Annotated in this window: 21 protein-coding genes and 1 tRNA gene; 14 read left to right on the top strand and 8 right to left on the bottom strand. The window is 68.6% G+C overall.

Features of this window, described 5'->3' with window-relative positions:
- Nucleotide 1: 1 nt before the first annotated feature.
- Entirely contained in the window at nucleotides 2-553 is a 552-nt protein-coding gene (locus LRA89_RS11600; RefSeq protein ID WP_230770276.1) for an RNA polymerase sigma factor, read from the bottom strand.
- A 181-nt stretch (nucleotides 554-734) separates the two neighbouring features.
- Here LRA89_RS11600 and LRA89_RS11595 point away from each other — a divergent pair, with 181 nt between their 5' ends.
- From LRA89_RS11595 to LRA89_RS11575, 5 genes are read left to right on the top strand one after another with little or no spacing between them, the layout of a single operon-like run.
- A complete protein-coding gene (locus LRA89_RS11595; RefSeq protein WP_230770275.1) occupies nucleotides 735-1,682 on the top strand; it encodes a hypothetical protein in 948 nt (315 codons plus the stop codon).
- On the top strand, nucleotides 1,679-2,551 hold the full coding sequence (locus LRA89_RS11590) for a HesA/MoeB/ThiF family protein (RefSeq protein WP_230770274.1): 873 nt from the start codon (nucleotides 1,679-1,681) through the stop codon (nucleotides 2,549-2,551). Before LRA89_RS11595 ends, LRA89_RS11590 begins: the two co-directional genes overlap by 4 nt.
- A complete protein-coding gene (locus LRA89_RS11585; protein WP_230770273.1) occupies nucleotides 2,548-3,681 on the top strand; it encodes a hypothetical protein in 1,134 nt (377 codons plus the stop codon). Before LRA89_RS11590 ends, LRA89_RS11585 begins: the two co-directional genes overlap by 4 nt.
- Entirely contained in the window at nucleotides 3,678-4,778 is a 1,101-nt protein-coding gene (locus LRA89_RS11580; RefSeq protein WP_230770272.1) for a GNAT family N-acetyltransferase, read from the top strand. The genes LRA89_RS11585 and LRA89_RS11580 overlap by 4 nt, the downstream gene beginning before the upstream one ends.
- A complete protein-coding gene (locus LRA89_RS11575) occupies nucleotides 4,775-5,755 on the top strand; it encodes a hypothetical protein (RefSeq protein ID WP_230770843.1) in 981 nt (326 codons plus the stop codon). Before LRA89_RS11580 ends, LRA89_RS11575 begins: the two co-directional genes overlap by 4 nt.
- 3 nt (nucleotides 5,756-5,758) lie before the next feature.
- On the opposite strand, the gene LRA89_RS20555 is transcribed toward LRA89_RS11575, so the two are convergent.
- From LRA89_RS20555 to LRA89_RS11545, 6 genes are all read right to left on the bottom strand, one after another.
- On the bottom strand, nucleotides 5,759-7,405 hold the full coding sequence (locus LRA89_RS20555; protein WP_329958513.1) for a c-type cytochrome: 1,647 nt from the start codon (nucleotides 7,403-7,405) through the stop codon (nucleotides 5,759-5,761).
- Between the two features lie 13 nt (nucleotides 7,406-7,418).
- Nucleotides 7,419-7,967, bottom strand: coding sequence for a zinc ribbon domain-containing protein (locus LRA89_RS11565; protein ID WP_230770271.1), 549 nt, complete (start codon nucleotides 7,965-7,967; stop codon nucleotides 7,419-7,421).
- Between the two features lie 38 nt (nucleotides 7,968-8,005).
- Nucleotides 8,006-8,644, bottom strand: coding sequence for a hypothetical protein (locus LRA89_RS11560; protein ID WP_230770270.1), 639 nt, complete (start codon nucleotides 8,642-8,644; stop codon nucleotides 8,006-8,008).
- Between the two features lie 20 nt (nucleotides 8,645-8,664).
- On the bottom strand, nucleotides 8,665-9,135 hold the full coding sequence (locus tag LRA89_RS11555) for a DUF5991 domain-containing protein (protein ID WP_230770269.1): 471 nt from the start codon (nucleotides 9,133-9,135) through the stop codon (nucleotides 8,665-8,667).
- A 47-nt stretch (nucleotides 9,136-9,182) separates the two neighbouring features.
- Nucleotides 9,183-9,575 (bottom strand): hypothetical protein, encoded by a 393-nt coding sequence (locus tag LRA89_RS11550; RefSeq protein ID WP_230770268.1) that lies wholly within the window; start codon nucleotides 9,573-9,575, stop codon nucleotides 9,183-9,185.
- Nucleotides 9,576-9,688: 113 nt separating this feature from the next.
- Nucleotides 9,689-10,699, bottom strand: a complete 1,011-nt coding sequence (locus LRA89_RS11545) for a LacI family DNA-binding transcriptional regulator (RefSeq protein ID WP_230770267.1) — start codon at nucleotides 10,697-10,699, stop codon at nucleotides 9,689-9,691.
- 122 nt (nucleotides 10,700-10,821) lie between these two features.
- Between LRA89_RS11545 and LRA89_RS11540 the strand changes: the two genes are divergently transcribed.
- Genes LRA89_RS11540 through LRA89_RS11500 form a run of 9 tightly spaced genes read left to right on the top strand, consistent with a single transcriptional unit; the run spans nucleotide 10,822 to nucleotide 19,481 of the window.
- Nucleotides 10,822-12,063: an MFS transporter gene (locus LRA89_RS11540; protein ID WP_230770266.1), complete on the top strand. Its 1,242-nt coding sequence runs from the start codon at nucleotides 10,822-10,824 to the stop codon at nucleotides 12,061-12,063.
- A complete protein-coding gene (locus LRA89_RS11535; RefSeq protein ID WP_230770819.1) occupies nucleotides 12,063-13,124 on the top strand; it encodes a sugar phosphate isomerase/epimerase family protein in 1,062 nt (353 codons plus the stop codon). The genes LRA89_RS11540 and LRA89_RS11535 overlap by 1 nt, the downstream gene beginning before the upstream one ends.
- Nucleotides 13,121-14,266, top strand: a complete 1,146-nt coding sequence (locus LRA89_RS11530) for a Gfo/Idh/MocA family protein (RefSeq protein ID WP_230770265.1) — start codon at nucleotides 13,121-13,123, stop codon at nucleotides 14,264-14,266. Before LRA89_RS11535 ends, LRA89_RS11530 begins: the two co-directional genes overlap by 4 nt.
- Nucleotides 14,263-14,640, top strand: a complete 378-nt coding sequence (locus tag LRA89_RS11525; protein ID WP_230770264.1) for a c-type cytochrome — start codon at nucleotides 14,263-14,265, stop codon at nucleotides 14,638-14,640. The genes LRA89_RS11530 and LRA89_RS11525 overlap by 4 nt, the downstream gene beginning before the upstream one ends.
- The gene (locus LRA89_RS11520) at nucleotides 14,637-15,566 is read left to right on the top strand and encodes a hydroxypyruvate isomerase family protein (protein WP_055755252.1); all 930 of its coding nucleotides are present in this window, start codon (nucleotides 14,637-14,639) and stop codon (nucleotides 15,564-15,566) included. Before LRA89_RS11525 ends, LRA89_RS11520 begins: the two co-directional genes overlap by 4 nt.
- On the top strand, nucleotides 15,563-16,384 hold the full coding sequence (locus LRA89_RS11515) for a 3-keto-disaccharide hydrolase (RefSeq protein ID WP_055755251.1): 822 nt from the start codon (nucleotides 15,563-15,565) through the stop codon (nucleotides 16,382-16,384). The genes LRA89_RS11520 and LRA89_RS11515 overlap by 4 nt, the downstream gene beginning before the upstream one ends.
- Nucleotides 16,381-16,962 carry a gluconate 2-dehydrogenase subunit 3 family protein gene (locus tag LRA89_RS11510; RefSeq protein WP_055755250.1) on the top strand — a complete coding sequence of 194 codons (582 nt, stop codon included), beginning with the start codon at nucleotides 16,381-16,383 and terminating at the stop codon, nucleotides 16,960-16,962. Before LRA89_RS11515 ends, LRA89_RS11510 begins: the two co-directional genes overlap by 4 nt.
- Nucleotides 16,959-17,795 (top strand): sugar phosphate isomerase/epimerase family protein, encoded by an 837-nt coding sequence (locus tag LRA89_RS11505; RefSeq protein ID WP_230770263.1) that lies wholly within the window; start codon nucleotides 16,959-16,961, stop codon nucleotides 17,793-17,795. The genes LRA89_RS11510 and LRA89_RS11505 overlap by 4 nt, the downstream gene beginning before the upstream one ends.
- Before the next feature lie 9 nt (nucleotides 17,796-17,804).
- Nucleotides 17,805-19,481: a GMC family oxidoreductase gene (locus LRA89_RS11500; RefSeq protein WP_230770262.1), complete on the top strand. Its 1,677-nt coding sequence runs from the start codon at nucleotides 17,805-17,807 to the stop codon at nucleotides 19,479-19,481.
- Between the two features lie 159 nt (nucleotides 19,482-19,640).
- Here the strand turns inward: LRA89_RS11500 and LRA89_RS11495 are convergent.
- Nucleotides 19,641-19,717: transfer RNA gene (locus LRA89_RS11495), tRNA-Met, on the bottom strand.
- Nucleotides 19,718-19,752 lie beyond the last annotated feature (35 nt).

The following is a 19,752-nucleotide window of genomic DNA, read 5'->3' as shown; positions in this document are numbered from 1 at the left end:
GTCACCCTTCCCCGTCATCGACCAGTGCCGCGCGCAACGTGCGGCGCGCGCGGGCGAGCAGGCTTTCGACCGCCTCGACGCTGGTGCCCAGTATCGTCGCCACCTGCGCATTGGGCAGTTCCTGATAGCAGGTGAGCAGCACCGCCTCGCGCTGGCGATCGGGCAGGCGCGCGATCGCCGCCGCCACCGCCGCCGCACGCTCGGCAGCCAGCAGGTCGGCCTCGGCACCCGGCGAAGGGTCCGGCCGCTCTGGCGGGTCGGCCATCACCACGGCATGGGGCTTTCGCAGCCGGTCGCGGCACAGGTTCAATGTGACGAGGTGGACCCATGTATCGAACCGCGCCGCCCCCGGCCGCCAGCGCGGTGCCTGTTGCCAGATGCGCGCGAACACCTCCTGCGCGACATCCTCCGCCTCGCCCGGATCGCCGAGCATCCGCCGGACGAGCGACAGGATGCGGCCAAGCTTCGCCGCGACCATCGCGCGGGGCGCACCCGCCTCCCCCGCCGCCAGCCGGCGCAGCAGCGCGGCATCCGGATCGGCGTCCGCGGTCACGCGGGTCCGGTCGGCAAGGTGGTCCGGCGGTGGTTCGGCATAGGGGGTTCATAGCATCCTTGTTCCCGTTCAACGCAGCGGCGCGGCCGATCCGTCGCAACCCCTGCCGATTTTTCCCGGCGCGACCCTTCGCCAAAAAACTGGTACGCCGGTCGCGACCACGACGCTGGATGAGGGCACGATGCGGTCGAGAGCCTTGTTGCAGGCGTTTTCCGGCAGGTTCCTGCACCTGCGCTTCCGCTCCGGCGCGACGCATCTCGTCGAGATCGTCGAGCGGCCGTGCCGGACGCTGTCGCCCGCCGACTTCGCCGCGCTGGAGGCGGCATGTCGTGACGTGGTCGCCACCTGTCTCGGCGGGCGGCAGCTCGACTATGGCCTGTTCGCGCCCGACGGTTCGGCATGGGACCATAGCGTGGTGACGCTGATCCGTGATGCCTCGACCGGCGCGCCGGTCGCGTTCAACGCCATGCCGCTGCTGCCGGTCGAGCGGGGCGGCGTGCGCGAGGAGGTGCTGCATCTGGGACTGGTGATGGTCGATCCGGCGGCGCGCAGCGGCGGGCTGTCGTGGATACTGTACGGCCTCACCTGCTTCGCGCTGTTCGTCCGGCGCGGGCTGCGCCCGCTATGGATCAGCAGCGTGACCCAGGTGCCCGCCGTCGTCGGCATGGTCGCCGAGACGTTCGACGACGTCTATCCGGCGCAGGCGGACACGCGGGCGAGCTTCGCGCACCGCCATCTGGCGCATCAGATCATGCGCGGCTGTCGCGCGGCGTTCGGCGTGGGGGCGGAGGCCGGGTTCGATCCCGTCGGCCATGTCATCACCGACGCCTATACCGGCGGATCGGATCATCTGAAGAAACGCTTCGAGATCGCCGCCAAGCACCGCGACGAACGCTACAACCGCTTCTGCGCCGAGAGGCTCGATTACGACCGTGGCGACGACGTGTTGCAGATCGGGCGGATCGACCTTGCGACCGCGCGGCGGTTCCTGTCGCGCAGCGTGCCGCGCCATGCCGTTCCGCAACTGGCGGTGCAGGGCGCGATCATCGCGGTGCAGGCGGTGGTCGCGCCGTTGCTGCAATGGCTTGCCGCCGACCGGCCCCTTGGCAGATTGAGACCCGCGCGATGACCGGCTTCGACTATGATGAAATGACCACGCGCAATCGCGGCTTCGTGAGCGAGGTGGAGCAGGCGCGGCTGCGCGCGGCGTGCGTGCTGATCCCCGGTGTCGGCGGCATGGGCGGCGCGGCGTTCATGGCTTTGGTGCGCGCCGGGGTCGGGCGGTTCGTGATTGCGGATATTGATACGTTCGAGGTGTCGAACCTCAACCGGCAGTTGTTCGCGACGCTCGACACCGTTGGCATGGGCAAGGCGGCGGCGGCGCGCGACGGGGCGCTGCGGATCAACCCGCAGGCGGAAATCGAGGTGCTGGGCGGCGAATGGCCGCACGCGCTCGACCGGTTGGTCGCGATGGCCGACGTGATCGTCAACGGGATGGACGATGCGGCGGCGGGGGCCCATCTGTATCGCCGGGCGCAGGCGGGGGGCCGCACCGTGATCGATGCCTATGCCTCGCCGCTACCGTCGGTCACGGTGGTCCGCCCCGACGCGGCTCGGCCCGAGGTGCGGCTGCGCTATCCGACGATCGGGGTGGCGTGGACCGAGATCGACGCGGACATGCGCGTCGCCTGTCTGCAACGCGAGATCGAATATGTGCTGACCCACAGTTCGTCGCACGCCCATGTCGACCTTGGCGTCGCGGCGGAGGTGGCGGCGGGCAAGCGGTCGCGATTCTCGTTCGCGACGATGGTGACGATGGCGGGGACGATGATGGCGGAGGAGGCGATCCGCGTGATCCTCGGCCGGCCGGGCGGGACCGATCATCGCGGGTATTTCTTCAATCCGCACCGGGTACGGATCGAACGTCCGCTGCCCGCTCCGATCGCGGCGGTGCGCGGCATCGTGGTCCGGCGGTTCCTGCGGCGGATGATGGCGTGATCGATACGATCATCCTCGGCATCGCACTGATCGCATTGCTGATCGCGCGGCAGGGGGTCGCCGTGGCCGCCGCGCGATCGGCGGTCGCGGCGCGGTTGCGCGCGCTCTATACGCTCACCGCGATGCTGGCGGGGTTGCGGCTGCTGACGCCGGTCGTCCCCGCGACGCCGGTCGTCGTGGCGTTGATGACCGTCGCGGCATGGCTGCCGTTCGCAGCACTCCGGCTGGTCGAGGAACTGTGCCGCCGCCATGCCCGGCGGAGTGTCAAGCTGCTGGCGCTGGGCGGTGGCCTAGGCTTTTCGGTGCTGGCGGTGACGCTGGGGGTGGTGTGGAGCGCGGCGGCGCTGCTGGCGCTGGCCGGGTTTCAGGCGATGATGCTGGTGCTGATGATCGCGCAGATGGCGCGAGCGCGCCGCGACCTTAGGCTCGCCGAGCGGCGGACGCTCGACAGTTTCCTGCTGGCGCTGGCGCTGACGATCCCGCTGGCGCTGACCGATTTCACCGCGCTGCTGCCCGACGCGCCGGTGCGCGGCGGGGCGATCGCCGCGCTGGTGATGGTGCTCGGATCGTCGCGGCTGGCCGACGATCGCGGCACGCCGCTGGGGCTGGTCGCCGATCTGGCGGTGGCGATCGGCGCGGGCGGCGTGCTTGTGGCGATCGGTCGGGTGGTGCTGCCCGACGTCGACCTCCCGACCGGACTGCGGCTGACCGCCGCCGGTGGCGCGCTCGCCGCGCTGCTGCTGCTGATCGAGCGGACGCGCGATCTGGCGGGACAGGAATCGGGCCTGACCGCCGCGCTCGCGCGGGTCGACGCGGACGACATGGGCGCGATCCTGTCGGCGCATCCGCTGCTCGACCATGCGCGGATCATCGAAGGCGATGCGCTTGCCGCCTATCCCCCGGCGAGCGTCGCCCGACTGCTCGACCACCGCGTCGTGCGGGGCGATCTCGCCGATGCCGAGACGCGCGATGCGGCGTGCGACCTGCTGCTCGCGACCCAGGCGACGCATCTGATCCGCCTCTCGCGCGATCCGCCACGGCTGCTCGCGGTGGCGGCCGGGGGCCTTGCCGGACGGAGCCTCGACGATGAGATCGCGCTGGCCGCCCGGCTGATCGAGCGGGCGGCATGACGATCGAGCTGCGCACCGGCGACCGCGAGGCGTTCTTCGACGCGCCGTTCCACGCCTATCGCCCGCAGGACGGCTATGTCTCGCCGCTCAGGAGCGACATCCGGCGGATGCTCGATCCGGCGGCCAATCCGTTGTGGCAGGCGGGCAATCGCTTCACTTTCTGGACCGCGCATCGCGACGGCAGACCGGTCGGGCGGATCGTCGCCCATGTCCACGGCCAGTCGAACGAGCGCCATGGCACGGCGCGCGCGCAGTTCGGCTTCTTCGACTGCGCCGACGATGATGCGGCAGCGGGCGTGCTGCTGGGCGCGGCGGAGGCGTTCGCGCGCGATGCCGGGCAGCGCGAGTTGATCGGCAACTTCAACCTGACGGCGATGCAGCAATGCGGGGTGATGACCGACGGTTATGGCGCGCCCGGCTATACCGACATGGTCGTCAACCCGCCGCACGTCCCACGCCTGCTCGAAGCGCATGGCTTCACCCGCTGCTTCCCGATGCGGACCTTCGAGCTGGACCTGCGCGATGCCCGGATTGATGGCCTGCGCGTCCCGGCGGCGGACCGGGGCTTTCGCTTCGCACCCATCGAAAAGACGAGCTTCGCCGCGCGGATGGAGGAAGCGCGCGCGGTGCTGAACGACGGGTTCGCCGACAATCCGATGTTCGTGCCGCTGACCGCCGACGAGTTCCGCTTTCAGGCGGGCGAGATGATGTCGATTCTCGACCCCCGGCTGTCGTCGGTATTGCTGCATGACGACCGCCCGGTCGGCACGATCGTGTGCATTCCCGACCTGAACGGGTTCCTCGCCGCGACACGGTCACGGATCGGGCTGACCACCCCGTTCCACTATCTGCGCTATCGGTTGCGGCGCAGGCGGGCGGTCATCATCTTCTATTCGGTGGTACAGGACCATCACGGACAGGGGCTGATGGGCGGCATGCTGGCGCGCACCGTCACCGCGCTGCGGGATGCGGGGTATGAACGGCTCGGCATCACGTGGATCGCCGATGGCAATGCCGCCAGTCTGCGACAGATGGAAAAGCTCGGCGCGCGGTCGCTGCACCGGCTGCACCTGTTCCGCAAGGATGTCGCAGGATGACGATCGACCGTGGCGCGCTGATCGCCGAGGCGGCGCTCGCCCCGAGTGTCCACAATGTCCAGCCGGCGCGCTGGCGCTGCATCGGGGACGACGGGATCGCATTGTTCGAGGATGTCGCGACCCGGCTCTGCGTCGGCGATCCGACCGGCAACGATGCGCGGATCAGCCTTGGCGCGGCGGCGGAAGGGTTGCGGCTTGCCGCCGGACGGGCCGGGCTGGCGCTGCGCGAGGCGGAGCTTCCCTTGGCCGAACCGGGTCTGGTGCCGGTCGCGGGCTACCGGTTCGTGTCCGACGCCGCTGCCGCCGATCCGCTCGCCGGGGCGGTCGATGCCCGTCGGTCGTGGCGCGGTGGCTTCGCGACGGTGGAAGATGCCGATCGTGGCGCGGCGGCGGCGCTGGCCGGGGCGGATGCGAAGGTCGTGACCGATCGGGCGCTGCTCACCGAACTGGCGCGGGTCTATGATGCGGCGAGCTATGACTTTCTGCGCGATGCCGGGTTCCGCCGCGAACTGCTGTCGTGGATGCGGTTGCGGCGGAGCCATCCGCGCTGGGCGATCGATGGGCTGAATGCCGGGGCAATGGCGATGGGCGCGGTCGAGGCGCGCGGTGCCGGGGTAGTGCTGGGCAAGGGCTTCGCGCTGCTCGACCGGTTCGGGCTGGCCCGGCCGCTGCTGGCGGAGGGGAGCAAGATCGCCACGGCGGCGGGGCTGGTGGTGTTCCACCGCCCCGCCCGTGAAGCGCCGTTCGAGAGCGGTCGCCACTTCTACCGCCTGTGGTTGCGGCTGGAGGCGGCGGGGTTCGGCGCGGCGGTGCTGGCGGCGCTCGCCGACGATCCTGCGGCGGCGCGGACGGTGGCGGCTATGGCCGGCGTGCCGGCGGGCGAGCGGGTCGTCAGCGCCTTTCGAATCGGGCGGCGTCCGGCGGGGGCGGCTGTCCCGCCCCGCGCGCGCCGGGCACTCGACGATCTGCTGGTGTGAGGATCACAGCAGTTTGAGGAAGGCGATCAGCGACGCCTTGTCGCGCGCCGGCAGACCGGCACCGAAATCATGGCCGCCATTGCCGCGTCCCGGCTGGCGCGTATCGATCCACACGCCTTGCGAAAACGGACGATAGCCGCGCGGATAGCCGCCGTCCGCGCCCAGCCGCAGCCCGACCCGGTCGAAATCGAGCGCATGGCCGCCGACCTGAAACCGCGCCGGTCGCCGCTCGGGCGACAGCAGCGCGTCGAGCGTCGGCACCGATCCGTTGTGGAGATAGGGCGCCGAGGCCCACAGCCCGGTCAGCGGCGGCGCGGCATAGCCCTGCCCCGCCGTCACCGCGATCCGGCTGCGATAGGCGGTGTGGCCGACCGCATCGGCCAGCGGTTTGGCGAAGGTGGCGCCGCGCAGCGGATCGGTGCCGACCTCGCCGATCCAGTCGGGATAGCCCTCCAGCCGTGCGCCCTGCCCCGACAACCGATAGTCGCCGTGGCAGGCGGCGCACGCCCGGGCATAGACCGCCGCCCCGGCGCGCGCCTGCGCCGGATCGATTACGCCCGGAAACGGCTGCGGACGATAGGTTTCGAGGAACGCGACGACCGCCGTCGCATCGCCGAGGCTGTCGAGCGCGGCATCGGGATGCACGCCCATGCTGGGCACGGTGAAGAAGGTGGTGATCGCCGCCAGCGCCCGGCGATGGTCGGGGGTCAGGTCGGCGCGGGTCGTCGCGCGCCGCGCCGCGCCCGGCACGCCGTAAGCGCCATCGACAAGCAACCGGGTCCTCAGCACCCGGTCGCCGAGGTCGGGAATCGAGACGGTGCCGACGTCCCCCATCCCGCCGCCGATCAGCGGCAGGCCCAGCGCCGCCTTCAGCGCGGCGACGCCGTTGGTGGTGCCCGGCGTGCCGTTGGGAAAGGGCAACGGCCGCGCCGCGTCGCCCAGCGCCGCCAGCCGCCGCCGGACCAGCGGCAGGACGAGCAGCCGCAGCGTCGCGCGCTCGCGCAGGCTCATGTCGGGGAACAGCGCGTCGGCGGCGGGGAGCAGCCGGTCGCTGGCGGAGAAGCGGCGCAGCGCGGCGAACACCGCCATGGTATAGGCTTCGAGATCGAGCGAGGTGTTGGGCATCCCCAGCACCGCCCGCGCCGGATCGGGCGTGCCGTCGGCGTGATAGGCGACGCCGGCGTGGCAGGCGGCGCAGCCGAGGTTGGCGACGCGCACCACGCTGCCGCCGACCGGCGCGACATCGCCGGTGGTCATCCCGAGCGGCATGGCGGTGGTGGCTGCCATGACACCCGACGGACGGTTGACGACGGTGGCACCGTTCAGGAACCCGAAACGGGCGAGGACCCGTGCCAGCGTCGCCGCATCGATGCGCGCGGCGGGATCGCGGCTTTGCGCGTCGAGGACCAGCGCGGCGGCGACCAGCCGCCACGGCACGGCATTGCGCGACAGCGCGGCCGTGCTGATCCCGCCGAACCCCGCCCCTTCGAACGCCGCCGCCCCTCGCGCTACCGCATTCGCCTGATCGGCGACGCGGGGGCGGGTCAGCGACTCCCCGACCGGACGCGCACCGCCCCATAGCAGGGCGGCGAGCAGCAGGAGTGCCGACCCGACCAGCGCCAGCCGGCCCCAGCGTCGTGGCAGAGTCATCGCCCTGTGCCGATCATCGGTCCGGCGTGCAGCCGTGGAGGATCGTCGTACCGGCGATCGCGCTCGCCCGGCGACAGTTCAACGTGATGGTCGCGCCGCGTGCCATATCGGGCAGCGCCGCCCGATCGGCGAGATTGGCGACGACATAGTTGAACCGGGTCCGCCCTTCGAGCGACAGCGACGGGCTGGCGCCGCCGGTCGCCGAGACGATCGTACCGGTCGCGGTGACCGGCTGGTCATAGCGCGCGCTGGCGGCTGCCGGATCGTCACGGAACGCCGTGTCGATCGCGGCGACGGTGGTTCGGGTCGCCTGGACGTCGCGTCTGTCCGTGGCCGGCGTCGGTTCGGATGCGGCGATCGGGCGGGCTGCGTCACGCTGGCTCCACAGGAAGACGCCGATGATGACGAGCGCGACGACGATCATCGCCGGCAGGATCAGCCCGCCCCGCCCTTCACGTTGCACCTTCGCCGGCGCGACGGAATCGGCTGCCGCTGTTCCGCATGCGGGACAGAAGCGCGCGTCGGCGGGGAGATCGGTCCTGCACCGGGTACAAAAGGCCATGGAGTTTCTCCTTGGGTCTGCACCGAAGCGACGGTCCGTCACGGCAGGAACGGCAGCGACTCGATCACGCTCTCACCGGTATGGCGCTTGCATAGCCGGTCGATCGCGAACATCGTGGCGATGGCGGCAACCAGACCGGCGATCGCGGCGGCGGCATCGCCCCAGCCGCTCGCCCAGCCGGACACGACCACCAGCGCGACGATCGCTCCGATCGCTTCCGCGACGAGATAGCCGACGAACAGCAACCGCTTGCCCCACGTCATCGGCGGAGCGGCAGTCGCTTTCGCGGCGCGGCGCGGAGGGGGCGGCGCGGCCGACGGCGCATCGATCGGCGCCTGTCCGGCCAATGCCCGCACAGGCGCGCGCATCGCCCAGACCAGCGAGCGATAGAGCGCGACGCCGATCAGCAGCAGGAAGCCGCCCATCATCACCATCCCGCCCACCTCGCCACCCCGGGGAAAGACCAACGAGGTCAGCATCGCCGCCGCGACGATCGACAGGCAGAGAGCGACGACGTGCAGCAGGAAGCTGACCCCGGCGCGGCGGACGAAGCGGACATAGTCGCGCTGCGTCACCGGCCACGCCGGCCCCTTGCCGTTCACGCGGTAGAGATAGCCTTCGGGCCGCTTCTCGAACTGCATCGCCATGAAGCCGCCGCATAGCGTGAGGATACCCATCGCCTGTCTCCCGATGGCGGTTACAGCGCCTTGTAGAACAGCTTGCCGGTGCGCGGCGTCGCGTTGGCCGAGGCGGTGAGCGCCTGCAACGCGGTGACGAGCCCGCGTGGGGTGCGCGTCAGGGTGAACAGCGCCTGCCCCCGGCGATAGCCACTGTCGAACATATTGTCCGCGCCATAGCCGTGGAATTTGACGACGATCGACTTGCCCTGCGGCGTGACGGTGCAGCGGATGCGCTTGTTGGTCTGAAACCCCTGCCCGTTCAGCGTGCAGCCGGTCGGGCCGTTGCCGGGGCCGACGCCGAGCGTATAGGTGATGAACGCGACGATGCTGTCGGCCGGGGTGTTGCCGCCGTGCCGCCCGACGTTCTCTTCCCAGACATATCGGCCGTTCCAGCCGGCGTCCTGTGCCGAGGCCGGGGTGGTAAACGTCGCTGCCATGGCGGCGAGCGACAGGGTGATCGTTGTGGTAGCCGCAAGACGGGTTCGCATGACGAGTCTCCTCAAGGCTTGATAATGAAGGGAATAGCGTTCGGGCGTCAACGCGCGGTCAGCGGCAGGCGGCCGGTGAGCGGGGTGATGGCGAAATCGGCGCCGCCGCGCGGCGATGGCCACATCGCAATCTGAAACCGCTGGCGGGCGGCGCAGACGTTCATCGTCCACACCTCGAAATGGCCGCCGAGCGTGCGCGCCGGCCGGGTCGGCTGACGCGGCACATAGCTGCGCGGCATGATCGCGCGGTCGGCGGAATAGATCATGCGGCAGCCGCCGATGCGGCTGGAATAATCGGCGATGGCGCTCAGCACATCCGCCTGAAGCCGGGGGCTGGCCATGCTCGCTCCGGTGATTTTGAGCGGATAGGCGGCGGCGGGCGTCGCGCCGGCGATCGTGGCAGTGACGAGAGCGGCGGCGATGAAAGACGTGCGTTTCATGGTCCTTACTCCTTCATGGCGCCCATCACGAGGGCACGAAGCAGCAATTAGGCACCGTTCAATTAACCGCAATTGAACATCGATCAATTGTTAGCCGGTTGCGACGAACCGAGCTACACCGCCCCCGACCGGGCGGGCGCGGTGCTGTGCCGCAGGACCAGTTCGTGCGGCAACGTGACCTGTCGTTCGATCGCGACATCGCCGTTCAGGATGCCGATCAGCAGCCCGAACGCGCGCGCGCCGATGACCGCCTTGGGCTGGGCGATGGTGGTGAGCGGCGGATCGAAGTAGCAGGCGAACGGCAGGTCGTCGAAACCCGTCACCGACACGTCGGCCGGACAGGACAAGCCGGCGGCGCGAATCGCGCTGATCGCGCCCAACGCCATCTCGTCGCTGAAACAGGCGATGGCGGTCACGCCCCGCGCCACCAGTTCGTCCGCCTGTTCATACCCCGACCGAGCCGAATAGTCGCCCGCGCGCACGATCGCCTGGTCCTCCAGCCCGTGCCGCCGCGCCGCCGCCAGTGCCCCGGCCAGCCGGTCGCGGCTGATCGGGCTGGCGGCGGGACCGGTGACGATGCCGATCGCGGTGTGGCCGAGGGCGACGAGATGCTCGATCGCTTCGGCGCTGGCGGCGGCATTGTCGATATGCACGCTCGGCACCGTCAGGCTCTCGCTATACTCGCAGCCGTTGACGATCGGCGCGGTCGCGCCGTTCCGTGCCAGCAGCGGAGCGAGCGTGGCGGGCAGGCGGTGGCCGAGGAAGATCAGCCCGTCGACCTCACGCCGGGCGAGCATCTCGGCATAGCGGTCCTCGATTTCCGGGTCGTGCCGCGTGTCGCCGACGATCACGGTATAGCCGGCATCGCGCGCCGCTTCCTCGACGCCACGGATCACGCTGGCAAAGAAGGGATTGGAGATATCCGGCACGGTCAGCAGGATCTTGGCGGCGCGCAGCGTTCGCAGCGATCGTGCGGCGACGTTGGGGGCGTAGCCGAGCGCGTCGACCACCGCCAGCACGCGGCGGCGCGTAGGTTCGGCCACCCGGTCGGGCTGGCTGAACACCCGGCTGACCGTCGCGATCGAAACACCCGCACCGGCCGCGACATCGATGATCGTCGGCATGTTGCCTGTGTGGATCGGTTCGGCGACGTTGTCGATGTAAAGCTTTACATCGACAATCGTTCGACCTAGCCTCCGACCCAACGAAGCAGCAAAGCTGCACGAGGAGAGGATGGCGAATGGCCATGGCCGACGATAGCGCGCACGCGATGCGCCCCGCGACGGGCGGCAGCCTGACCGCGCGGCTGAGCGTGTTGATGTTCATGCAGTTCTTCGTTTGGGGGGCATGGCAGGTCACGCTCGGACTGGTGATGCAGACGGTCGGCATCGGCAATCTGATCGGCGATGCGTTCTCGATGGGACCGATCGCGTCGATTGTCGGGTCGCTGCTGCTCGGCATGGTCGCGGTCCGCTATGTCTCGCCGCGGATGCTGATGGTGATCCTGCATCTGGTCGGCGGTGTGCTGCTGTTCCTCATGCCTGCGCTCATCACGCCCGAACGCGGTGCGACGTTCGTCGCGCTGCTGCTGGGCTATATGATCCTCTACATGCCGACGGTTGGTCTCGCGAACACGATCGCGCTCAAGAGCTTCGGCGACCGGACGGACAAGTTCCCGTTCGTCCGCGCGTTCGGCACCATCGGCTGGATCGCGTCGGGGTTCGTAATCGACTGGACCGGACTGCCCGCCAGTCCGCAAATCTTCACCGTCGCGGCGGTCGTTTCGATCGCGCTCGGCCTCTACAGCTTCAGTTTGCCGGCGGTCGATGCCGACAAGGCGCAGGGGGGAAGCCTTCTCAGGCAGGTATTCTGCGTCGAGGCGTTCTCGCTGATGCGACAGCGTTCGTTCCTCGTCTTCATCGCCTGTGCGACGCTGATCTCGATCCCGCTGGCGATGTATTATGCCTATGCCTCGAACTATGTCGGCGCGGTCGGCATCACGAACGTCGCGAGCACGCTGGCGATCGGGCAGATGTCCGAGCTGGTATTCATGTTCTCGATGCCGCTGCTCTATCGCCGCTTCGGGGTGAAGCCGCTGCTGCTGGTCGGTATGGCGGCATGGGCGCTGCGCTATGCGCTATTCGCCATCGGCGATGGCGGCGACGGGCTGTGGGCGGTCTACCTCGGCGTCGCGCTGCATGGGGTGTGCTACGACTTCTTCTTCGTCGCCGGTGCGATCTATACCGGCACGATCGCCAGTCCCAAGGGCGTGAACGCGCAGGCGCAGGGGATGCTGACGCTGTTCACCTATGGCGTGGGCATGCTGCTCGGCTCGCAGATCGGCGGGCTGCTCTATGCCGCGCTGCCCGCGACCCCCTCGGTCGCCGACTGGCATCAGCTCTGGTGGTATCCCGCCATCGCCGCCGCGATCATCGCCGTGCTGTTCCAGTTCACCTTCCGCGACACCACCAAGGGGGCGATGGCATGATGAAGGGTCCGGGCATCTTCCTCGCCCAGTTCAAGGGCAGCGAACCGCCGTTCGACACGCTGGAGAACCTTGCCGAATGGGCGGCGGGGCTGGGCTATGTCGGGGTGCAGATTCCGTGCGATCCGCAGTTGATCGACGTGAAGCTGGCCGCCGAGAGCAAGGAGTATTGCGACGACCTGCGCGGCACCCTCGCCCGCCATGGTATCGAGCCGACCGAATTGTCGACGCATCTGCAAGGACAGTTGGTCGCGGTGCATCCGGCCTATGACACGTTGTTCGACGGCTTCGCGCCGCCCGAGGTTCACGGCAAGCCCGCCGAACGACAGGCATGGGCGGTCGAACAGGTGAAATATGCCGCGCGCGCCAGCGCCAATCTGGGCCTCAAGGCGCATGCGACCTTCTCCGGTGCGCTGGCATGGCCCTATGTCTATCCGTGGCCGCAACGGCCGGCAGGGCTGGTCGAGGAGGCGTTCGCCGAACTGGCGCGGCGCTGGCGGCCGATCCTCGACGTGTTCGCCGAGCATGGCGTCGCCTGCGCCTATGAAGTGCATCCCGGCGAGGATCTGCACGACGGCGCGACGTGGGAGCGGTTCCTTAAAGCCGTCGATTATCATCCGGCGGCGCGGCTGTTGTTCGATCCGTCGCATTACGTGCTGCAACAGCTCGACTATCTCGACTTCATCGATCGCTACCATGACCGGATCGCCTGCTTCCACGTCAAGGACGCCGAGTTCAACCCGACCGGACGGTCGGGGGTGTATGGCGGCTATCAGGACTGGGTCGATCGCGCGGGACGGTTCCGCTCGCTGGGCGACGGACAGGTTGATTTCTCCGCGATCTTCAGCCGCATGGCGCAATATGGCTATGACGGCTGGGCGGTGCTCGAATGGGAGTGCGCGCTCAAGCGCGGCGAGGATGGCGCGCGCGAGGGTGCGCCGTTCATCCGCGATCACATGATCCGCCTGACCGATCACGCCTTCGACGATTTCGCGCAGAGCGGCGTCGATCGCGGCGCGATCCGCAAGCTGATGGGGCTGTCGCCCGACGGAGCCGCGGAATGAGCCGGCGTCTGCGTCTGGCGATGGCCGGCGGTGGCGAAGGCGCGTTCATCGGCGCGGTCCACCGCATGGCGGCGGCATTGGACGGCGACTGGGAACTGGTCGGCGGCGCGTTCAGCACCGATGCCGGGCGTAGCCACCGTTCGGGCGCGGCGCTGGGGCTCGACCCAACGCGGGTGCATCACGATCTGGCGGCGTTGCTGGCCGACGAAGCCTCCCGCCCGGCGGACGAACGGATCGACGCGCTGGCGATCGTGACGCCCAATCACCTTCATGCACCGATGGCGATCGCCGCGCTGGAGGCGGGCTTCCACGTCTTTTGCGAAAAGCCGATGGCGATGAGCGTCGAGGAAGCACGCGCGATCGCCGCTGCGGCGAAGGCGAACGGGCGGCACTTCGCGCTCGCCTTCACCTACAGCGGCTATGCGCTGGTCGCGGAGGCGCGGGCGCGGATCGCGCGGGGCGACCTGGGCGAGATTCGCCGGGTGCAGGTCGAATATCTGCAAGGCTGGCTGAGCGCGCCGATCGATGCCGATGGCAACAAGCAGGCGGCATGGCGCACCGATCCGGCCAAGGCCGGGATCGGCGGGTGTCTCGGCGATATTGGCACCCATGCGTTTCATCTGGCGGAACAGGTGTCGGGCTTGCCGGTCGCGGCGGTGTCGGCCGATCTGGCGACCCATGTCGCCGGGCGGCGGCTCGACGACGATGTCGGCGCGCTGCTCCGGTTCGACAATGGCGCGCGCGGCACGCTGGTCGCGAGCCAGGTCGCGGCGGGCGAGGAGAATGGCCTCCGGCTGCGCGTCCACGGATCGCTCGGTGGTCTGGAATGGTCGCAGATGGAGCCGAACACGCTGACCCTGCGCTGGCTCGACCGGCCGGCGGAGATCGTTCGCGCAGGCGGACCGGGGATGGACGCGCAAGCGGCGGCGCTGCTTCGTACACCGGCGGGTCATCCCGAGGGGTATATCGAGGCGTTCGCCAACCTGTATCGCGGGTTTGCGGCAATGATCCGTGGCGACGAGGAACCGGCTATTCCGGGAGTTGGCGACGGCCTGCGAACGATGGCCTTTATCGAGGCGATGGTCGCGAGTGCGGCGGGCGCCGACAAATGGACGCGGATCGACATGGGAGAGACGGCATGATTCGATGGATCGCGGGAACGGCGGGCGCGGTGGTCGCGGTGACGCTAGGCGGCATGGCGCTGGCGCAGATCGCCCCCGCCCCGGCGGCACCGCCCGCCTTCGCCGCCTGTCGCGCCTGTCATACGGTGAACGCCGGCGGCAGGAACGGCATCGGCCCCAACCTCAACGGCGTCGTCGGACGCGCGGCGGCGAGCGTGGCCGGCTTCAACTATTCGCCGGCGATGAAGAAGGCGAACCTGCGCTGGGACGAAAAGACGCTGAACGAGTATCTGGCGGCCCCGGCCAAGAAGGTGCCGGGCACGCGGATGCCGATCGCCACGCCCGATCCCGCCAAGCGCGCGGCGATCATCGCCTATCTCAAGGTCGCGAAATGACCCTGTCGCGTCGCACCGTCCTCGCCGGTGGCGCGGCCGTTACCGCCGCCTCGGGCGTGCTCGCCGCGCAGCGCCCGGCCGCATCGAACGCAGCGAAGTTCGGCCTGCATTTCGCACCGCACGAGGGCAGCTTCGCCAGTCGTGGCGGGCGGATCGAACAGATCGCCTATGCCGCCGACCAGGGCTTTACCGCATGGGAGGACAATGAGGCGGCGACCCGCCCCGTCGCCGAACAGGAGGCAATGGCGAAAGCGCTGTCGAGCCGTGGCATGAAGATGGGCGTGTTCGTCGCCAGCATGCCGAAATGGTCGCAGTCGCGCCCCCTGCTCGGCGGCAACGACGATAGCGAGCGCGACGGCTTCCTCGCCGATCTTCGTGCCTCGATCGAGGTTGCGAAGCGGCTGAACGCCGACCGGATGACCATCGTCACCGGTTTCCTCGACCCGAAGCTGCCGATCGATATTCAGACCGCGCGGGTGATCGACGTGATGCGCCGTGCCGCCGAGATCATCGCGCCGACCGGCGCGGCGATGGTGATGGAGCCGCTCAACACCCGCACGAACCATCCCGGCGTCTACATGCAGACGATCGCGCAAGGCTATGCCGTCGCGCGCGGGGTGAACAGCCCGGCGGTCAAGGTGCTGGCTGACCTGTACCATGAACAGATCCAGTCGGGGAATCTGATCCCGACGCTGGCGATCTGCTGGAACGAGATCGGCTATATCCAGTTCGGCGACAATCCGGGACGCAACGAACCCGGCACCGGCGAAATCAACTATGCCACCATCGTCCGCTGGCTGAAGAACAAGCGCTATGCCGGGGTGATCGGCATGGAACACGGCAATTCGGTGAAGGGCCGCGCGGGTGAGGAACGGCTGATCGCCGCCTATCGCGCGATCGACGTCGCCGCAGGAGAAGGTGCATGACGATCCGTACCGCAGCGCTGATCGCCTCGGCGCTGGTGATTGCTCCCGCCGGGGCGCAGGACAAGCCGGGGTTCCGCGATACGCCGACGCTGCCCGATGGCAAGTGGCGCGTTCACGACGCCGACCGCCCTGCCCCGACGGTCGTCGTTCCCGCTGCGACGCCGGGCGGCGCGCCGGCCGATGCCGTCATGCTGTTCGACGGGCGCTCGACCGCCGCATGGGTGGCGGAACGATCGATGTGGCCGGTCGCGGGCGGTGCGCTGACCATCCCCGCGCGGGCGACCAGCGGCGGCGAGAACAACCTGCGTACGAAGCAGGGGTTCGGCGACGTTCAGCTTCATCTGGAGTTCCGCTCGCCCAACCCGCCGACAAAGACGTCGCAGGATCGCGGCAACAGCGGCATCTGGTTCATGGACCGGTACGAGGTGCAGATCCTCGATGGCTGGCGCAACCCGACCTATGCCGATGGCACGATCGGCGCGGTCTATGGCTGGAAGCCGCCGCTGGTGAATGCGGCGCGGGCGCCCGGCGAATGGCAGAGCTATGACGTCGTGTTCGAACGGCCCCGCTTCGCGGCCGACGGCACGCTCGTCCGCCCGGCCTATGTCACCGCGTTTCTGAACGGCGTGCTGGTGCAGAACCATCAGGCGATGCTGGGCGAAACCGCGTGGCGGCAGGTCGCGCGCTACACCGCCCATGCCGATACCGCGCCGATCCGGTTGCAGGATCATGATTCGCCGGTGTCGTTCCGCAACATCTGGGTCCGTCCGCTTGGTGCCGAGGCGATCGCGCAGGACCTGCCGGAGAAGGCCCGATGATCGATCGCAGACATGCCCTTGCCGGGATCACCGCCATGTTCGGCACCGCCATGTTCGCGCCGATCGCCCGCGCGGCGCAGGCGGTCAGCGCGGTGCGCGGCACGGCGGCGCTACCAGTCATCAGCGACGGTCCGCCGAGCGTTGCCGTGTTCACCGCCCCCCAACGCGCGTTGATGACCGCGCTTAGCGAACGGGTGATCCCGACCACCGACACCCCCGGCGCGATCGCCGCCGGTGTGCCGGCGTTCATCGAAAAGCTGTTGGCCGACTGGGCCAAGCCGGAGGACAAGGCACCGATCCTCGCCGGGCTGAATGCCGTCGAGGCGCGCAGCATCGCCGACTACAAGGTATCGGCGGTGAAGGCGACGCCGGCGCAGCAGGACGCGCTGCTGACGCTGGCGATGAACAAGGCGCTGGGCGACGACGGGCGCTTCTTCGAGAATTTCCGCCAGCTCGTCATCACCGGCTATTACACGTCGGAAATCGGAATGACGCAGGAACGCGAATATCTGCCGGTGCCGGGCGAATATAACGGTGCCTTCCCCTATGCCCAGGTCAACAAGGTCTACAGCGCATGATCCTTTCCCGTCGCCATATGCTGGCCGGCGCCGGCGGTTGCGCCGCGCTGACCCTTGCCGGAACGCCAGCCTTCGCCGCACGGCTGGGGCCGATCGGCCTGCAACTCTATACGGTGCGCGAACTGTTCCAGAAGGACCCGGTCGCCACGCTGCGATCGGTCGCGAAGATCGGCTACCGCGAGGTCGAATATGGCGGTGGCGGGTACGACGCCATGGACCATGGTCTGCTGCGCCGGACGATGGACCGGCTGGGGCTGCGCGCGCCGTCGATCCATGTCGGCTATGACGCGCTGCTGGGCAATTTCGACAAGTCGGTGGCGATGGCCAAGGCGTTGGGCGCGGACACGATCGTCCTGCCCTATATGACCGACGAGCATCGCACCGAGGCGGGCTGGCAGGCGGCGCTGCCCAATTTCAACCGCTTCGGCGAACAGTTGCGCCGTGCCGGCCTCGGCTTCGCCTATCACAACCATGATTTCGAATTCACCGTCCGCCCCGGCGGCGTCAGCCTGTACGAACAATTGCTGACGCGGACCGACCCGGCGCTGGTGAAGGTCGAACTCGATCTCTACTGGGTCGCCTTCGCCGGCGAGGACCCGGCGGCGTTGATCGAGCGGCTGGGGTCGCGCATCTACGGCTATCACGTCAAGGACATGCGCGCCGATCGCAGCATGACCGCGGTGGGGGCGGGCCGTACCGACTTCGCCCGGCTGTTCGCGCTGAAAGGCAGCGCCGGCGTTCGCCATTTCTATGTCGAGAACGACCAAGCACCCGCCCCCTATCTCCCCGACATCACCACCAGCTTCCGCACTTTGCGTAGCCTCCGGTACTGAGGATCCATCATGGCAGCGACCAACCGTTTCGACGCGATCGTCATCGGCTCCGGCGTCAGCGGCGGGTTCGCCGCCAAGGAACTGACCGAAAAGGGCCTGCGCGTGCTGATGCTCGACCGTGGCAAGATGGTCGAGCATGGCGAGGACTATCCCTATGACGGCAAGCCCGCCTATGAGGTGCCCGCGCGCAACATCATGCCGCAGCCGCTGATCGAGAGCGATTATTTCATCGCCAAGCACGGCTATGTCGCCCCGAGCAACATGGGCTTCTACAACAACGACCGGCTGAACCCCTATGCGTTCGACGAGGGCGACAAATTCTACTGGATCCGCCCCGGCGCGGTCGGTGGCAAGTCGCTGATCTGGGGCCGCTGGACGTTCCGCTGGAGCGCCGACGATTTCGCGGCGAACCAGCGCGAGGGCGTCGATGGCACATGGCCGATCGGCTATGACGATGTCGCCCCATGGTACAGCTATGTCGAAAAATACATCGGCGTCTCGGGATCGCGCGAGAATCTGCCCTATCTGCCCGACAGCGAATTCCAGCCGGCGATGCCGATGAACGTCGCCGAGAAATGGCTCAAGGGCCGGCTGGAAAGCGGGTTTCCGGGACGCAAGCTCATCAACACCCGCCTGTCCAACATGACCGAGGACAAGCCCGACCAGAACCGCACGAAATGCCAGTTCCGCAACCAGTGCGGCAATGGCTGTTCGTTCGGCGCCTATTTCTCGACACAGGCGGTGACGCTGCCCGCCGCGCGCGCGACCGGTCGGCTGACGCTCCAGTCCGACGCGGTCGTCACCAGCCTCGACTATGACGCGGCACACAAGCGCGTGACCGGCGTGCGCTATATCGATGCCAAGACCGGACAGGCGCAGACCGTCAGTGCCAATCTGGTGTTCCTGTGCGCCTCGGCGATGGGATCGGTGCAGATACTGATGAATTCACGCGCGCCGGGCAGCGAGCGCAGCCATTTCGATACCAGCGGGACGCTCGGCCGCTATGTCATGGACCATATCTTCCGCGTCGGCGTGTCGGGCGAGATTCCCGGCATGGAGGAATTCATCGAATATGGCCGCCGCCCCGGCGGCGTCTACGTCCCCCGCTTCCGCAACCTGAACCCGACCGAGGATGTCGGTTTCAAGCGCGGCTATGGCTATCAGGGCAGCGCCCGCCGCGATCCCGCCGCCCCGGTCGGGTTCGGCGCAAGCATGAAACAGGGCATGCGACGCTATTCGCCGTGGAAGTTCAGCATGGGCGCGTTCGGCGAATGCCTGCCCTATGCCGACAACCGCGTCTCGCTGAAGGCCGACAAGCTCGACCGGTTCGGCGTTCCGCTGATGCGTTTCGACGTCCGCTTCCGTGAGAACGAGCTGCGCATGATGCGCGACGCGCGCGAACAGGGCGAGGCGATGCTCAAGGCGGCAGGCATGCGCAACGTCACCAGTTACGAGGGCGAGCACGTCCCCGGCGACGCGATCCACGAAATGGGCGGGGCGCGGATGGGGGCGGACCCCGGCAAGTCGGTGCTGAACGGGTGGAGCCAGGCGCATGACGCGGCCAATCTCTATGTAACCGACGGCGCACAGATGGCATCGGTGTCTTGCGTCAACCCGTCGCTCACTTTCATGGCGCTGACGGCGCGAGCCGCGGATCATGCGGTCAAAACGATGCGGCAGGGATAAGGCGTGCGTCTGGCGATCGGCAGGCATCGAGCCTCCGATCGCCGGGCTTGTGCGTGCGGCCATATACACGCTGACGAAGCGTTATGGCGCACGTCGAACGCGTAGCGACCCGCGGTCCTGACGGACGCGGGCTATGTGTTGTGTGGCGTTGTGTAAGTATGGTTGCGGGGACAGGATTTGAACCTGTGACCTTCAGGTTATGAGCCTGACGAGCTACCGGGCTGCTCCACCCCGCGACACTTGAGCTGAGCCGCTCGGCGGCACGCTTCAT

This window comes from Sphingomonas sp. Leaf4 (assembly GCF_920939515.1).
Taxonomy (GTDB): Bacteria; Pseudomonadota; Alphaproteobacteria; order Sphingomonadales; family Sphingomonadaceae; genus Sphingomonas.
This window is presented reverse-complemented; position numbering and strand designations above follow the sequence as displayed.

Excerpts from the sequence above, each read along its gene's own strand:
- LRA89_RS11505 (WP_230770263.1), top strand. The coding sequence starts at position 16,959 with ATGATCCTTTCCCGTCGCCATATGCTGGCCGGCGCCGGCGGTTGCGCC.
- LRA89_RS11590 (WP_230770274.1), top strand. The coding sequence starts at position 1,679 with ATGACCGGCTTCGACTATGATGAAATGACCACGCGCAATCGCGGCTTC.
- LRA89_RS11540 (WP_230770266.1), top strand. The coding sequence starts at position 10,822 with ATGGCCGACGATAGCGCGCACGCGATGCGCCCCGCGACGGGCGGCAGC.
- LRA89_RS11500 (WP_230770262.1), top strand. The coding sequence starts at position 17,805 with ATGGCAGCGACCAACCGTTTCGACGCGATCGTCATCGGCTCCGGCGTC.
- LRA89_RS11530 (WP_230770265.1), top strand. The coding sequence starts at position 13,121 with ATGAGCCGGCGTCTGCGTCTGGCGATGGCCGGCGGTGGCGAAGGCGCG.
- LRA89_RS11515 (WP_055755251.1), top strand. The coding sequence starts at position 15,563 with ATGACGATCCGTACCGCAGCGCTGATCGCCTCGGCGCTGGTGATTGCT.
- LRA89_RS11520 (WP_055755252.1), top strand. The coding sequence starts at position 14,637 with ATGACCCTGTCGCGTCGCACCGTCCTCGCCGGTGGCGCGGCCGTTACC.
- LRA89_RS11525 (WP_230770264.1), top strand. The coding sequence starts at position 14,263 with ATGATTCGATGGATCGCGGGAACGGCGGGCGCGGTGGTCGCGGTGACG.
- LRA89_RS11550 (WP_230770268.1), bottom strand. The coding sequence starts at position 9,575 with ATGAAACGCACGTCTTTCATCGCCGCCGCTCTCGTCACTGCCACGATC.
- LRA89_RS11575 (WP_230770843.1), top strand. The coding sequence starts at position 4,775 with ATGACGATCGACCGTGGCGCGCTGATCGCCGAGGCGGCGCTCGCCCCG.
- LRA89_RS11595 (WP_230770275.1), top strand. The coding sequence starts at position 735 with ATGCGGTCGAGAGCCTTGTTGCAGGCGTTTTCCGGCAGGTTCCTGCAC.
- LRA89_RS11545 (WP_230770267.1), bottom strand. The coding sequence starts at position 10,699 with ATGCCGACGATCATCGATGTCGCGGCCGGTGCGGGTGTTTCGATCGCG.
- LRA89_RS20555 (WP_329958513.1), bottom strand. The coding sequence starts at position 7,405 with ATGACTCTGCCACGACGCTGGGGCCGGCTGGCGCTGGTCGGGTCGGCA.
- LRA89_RS11555 (WP_230770269.1), bottom strand. The coding sequence starts at position 9,135 with ATGCGAACCCGTCTTGCGGCTACCACAACGATCACCCTGTCGCTCGCC.
- LRA89_RS11535 (WP_230770819.1), top strand. The coding sequence starts at position 12,063 with ATGAAGGGTCCGGGCATCTTCCTCGCCCAGTTCAAGGGCAGCGAACCG.
- LRA89_RS11560 (WP_230770270.1), bottom strand. The coding sequence starts at position 8,644 with ATGGGTATCCTCACGCTATGCGGCGGCTTCATGGCGATGCAGTTCGAG.
- LRA89_RS11580 (WP_230770272.1), top strand. The coding sequence starts at position 3,678 with ATGACGATCGAGCTGCGCACCGGCGACCGCGAGGCGTTCTTCGACGCG.
- LRA89_RS11510 (WP_055755250.1), top strand. The coding sequence starts at position 16,381 with ATGATCGATCGCAGACATGCCCTTGCCGGGATCACCGCCATGTTCGGC.
- LRA89_RS11565 (WP_230770271.1), bottom strand. The coding sequence starts at position 7,967 with ATGGCCTTTTGTACCCGGTGCAGGACCGATCTCCCCGCCGACGCGCGC.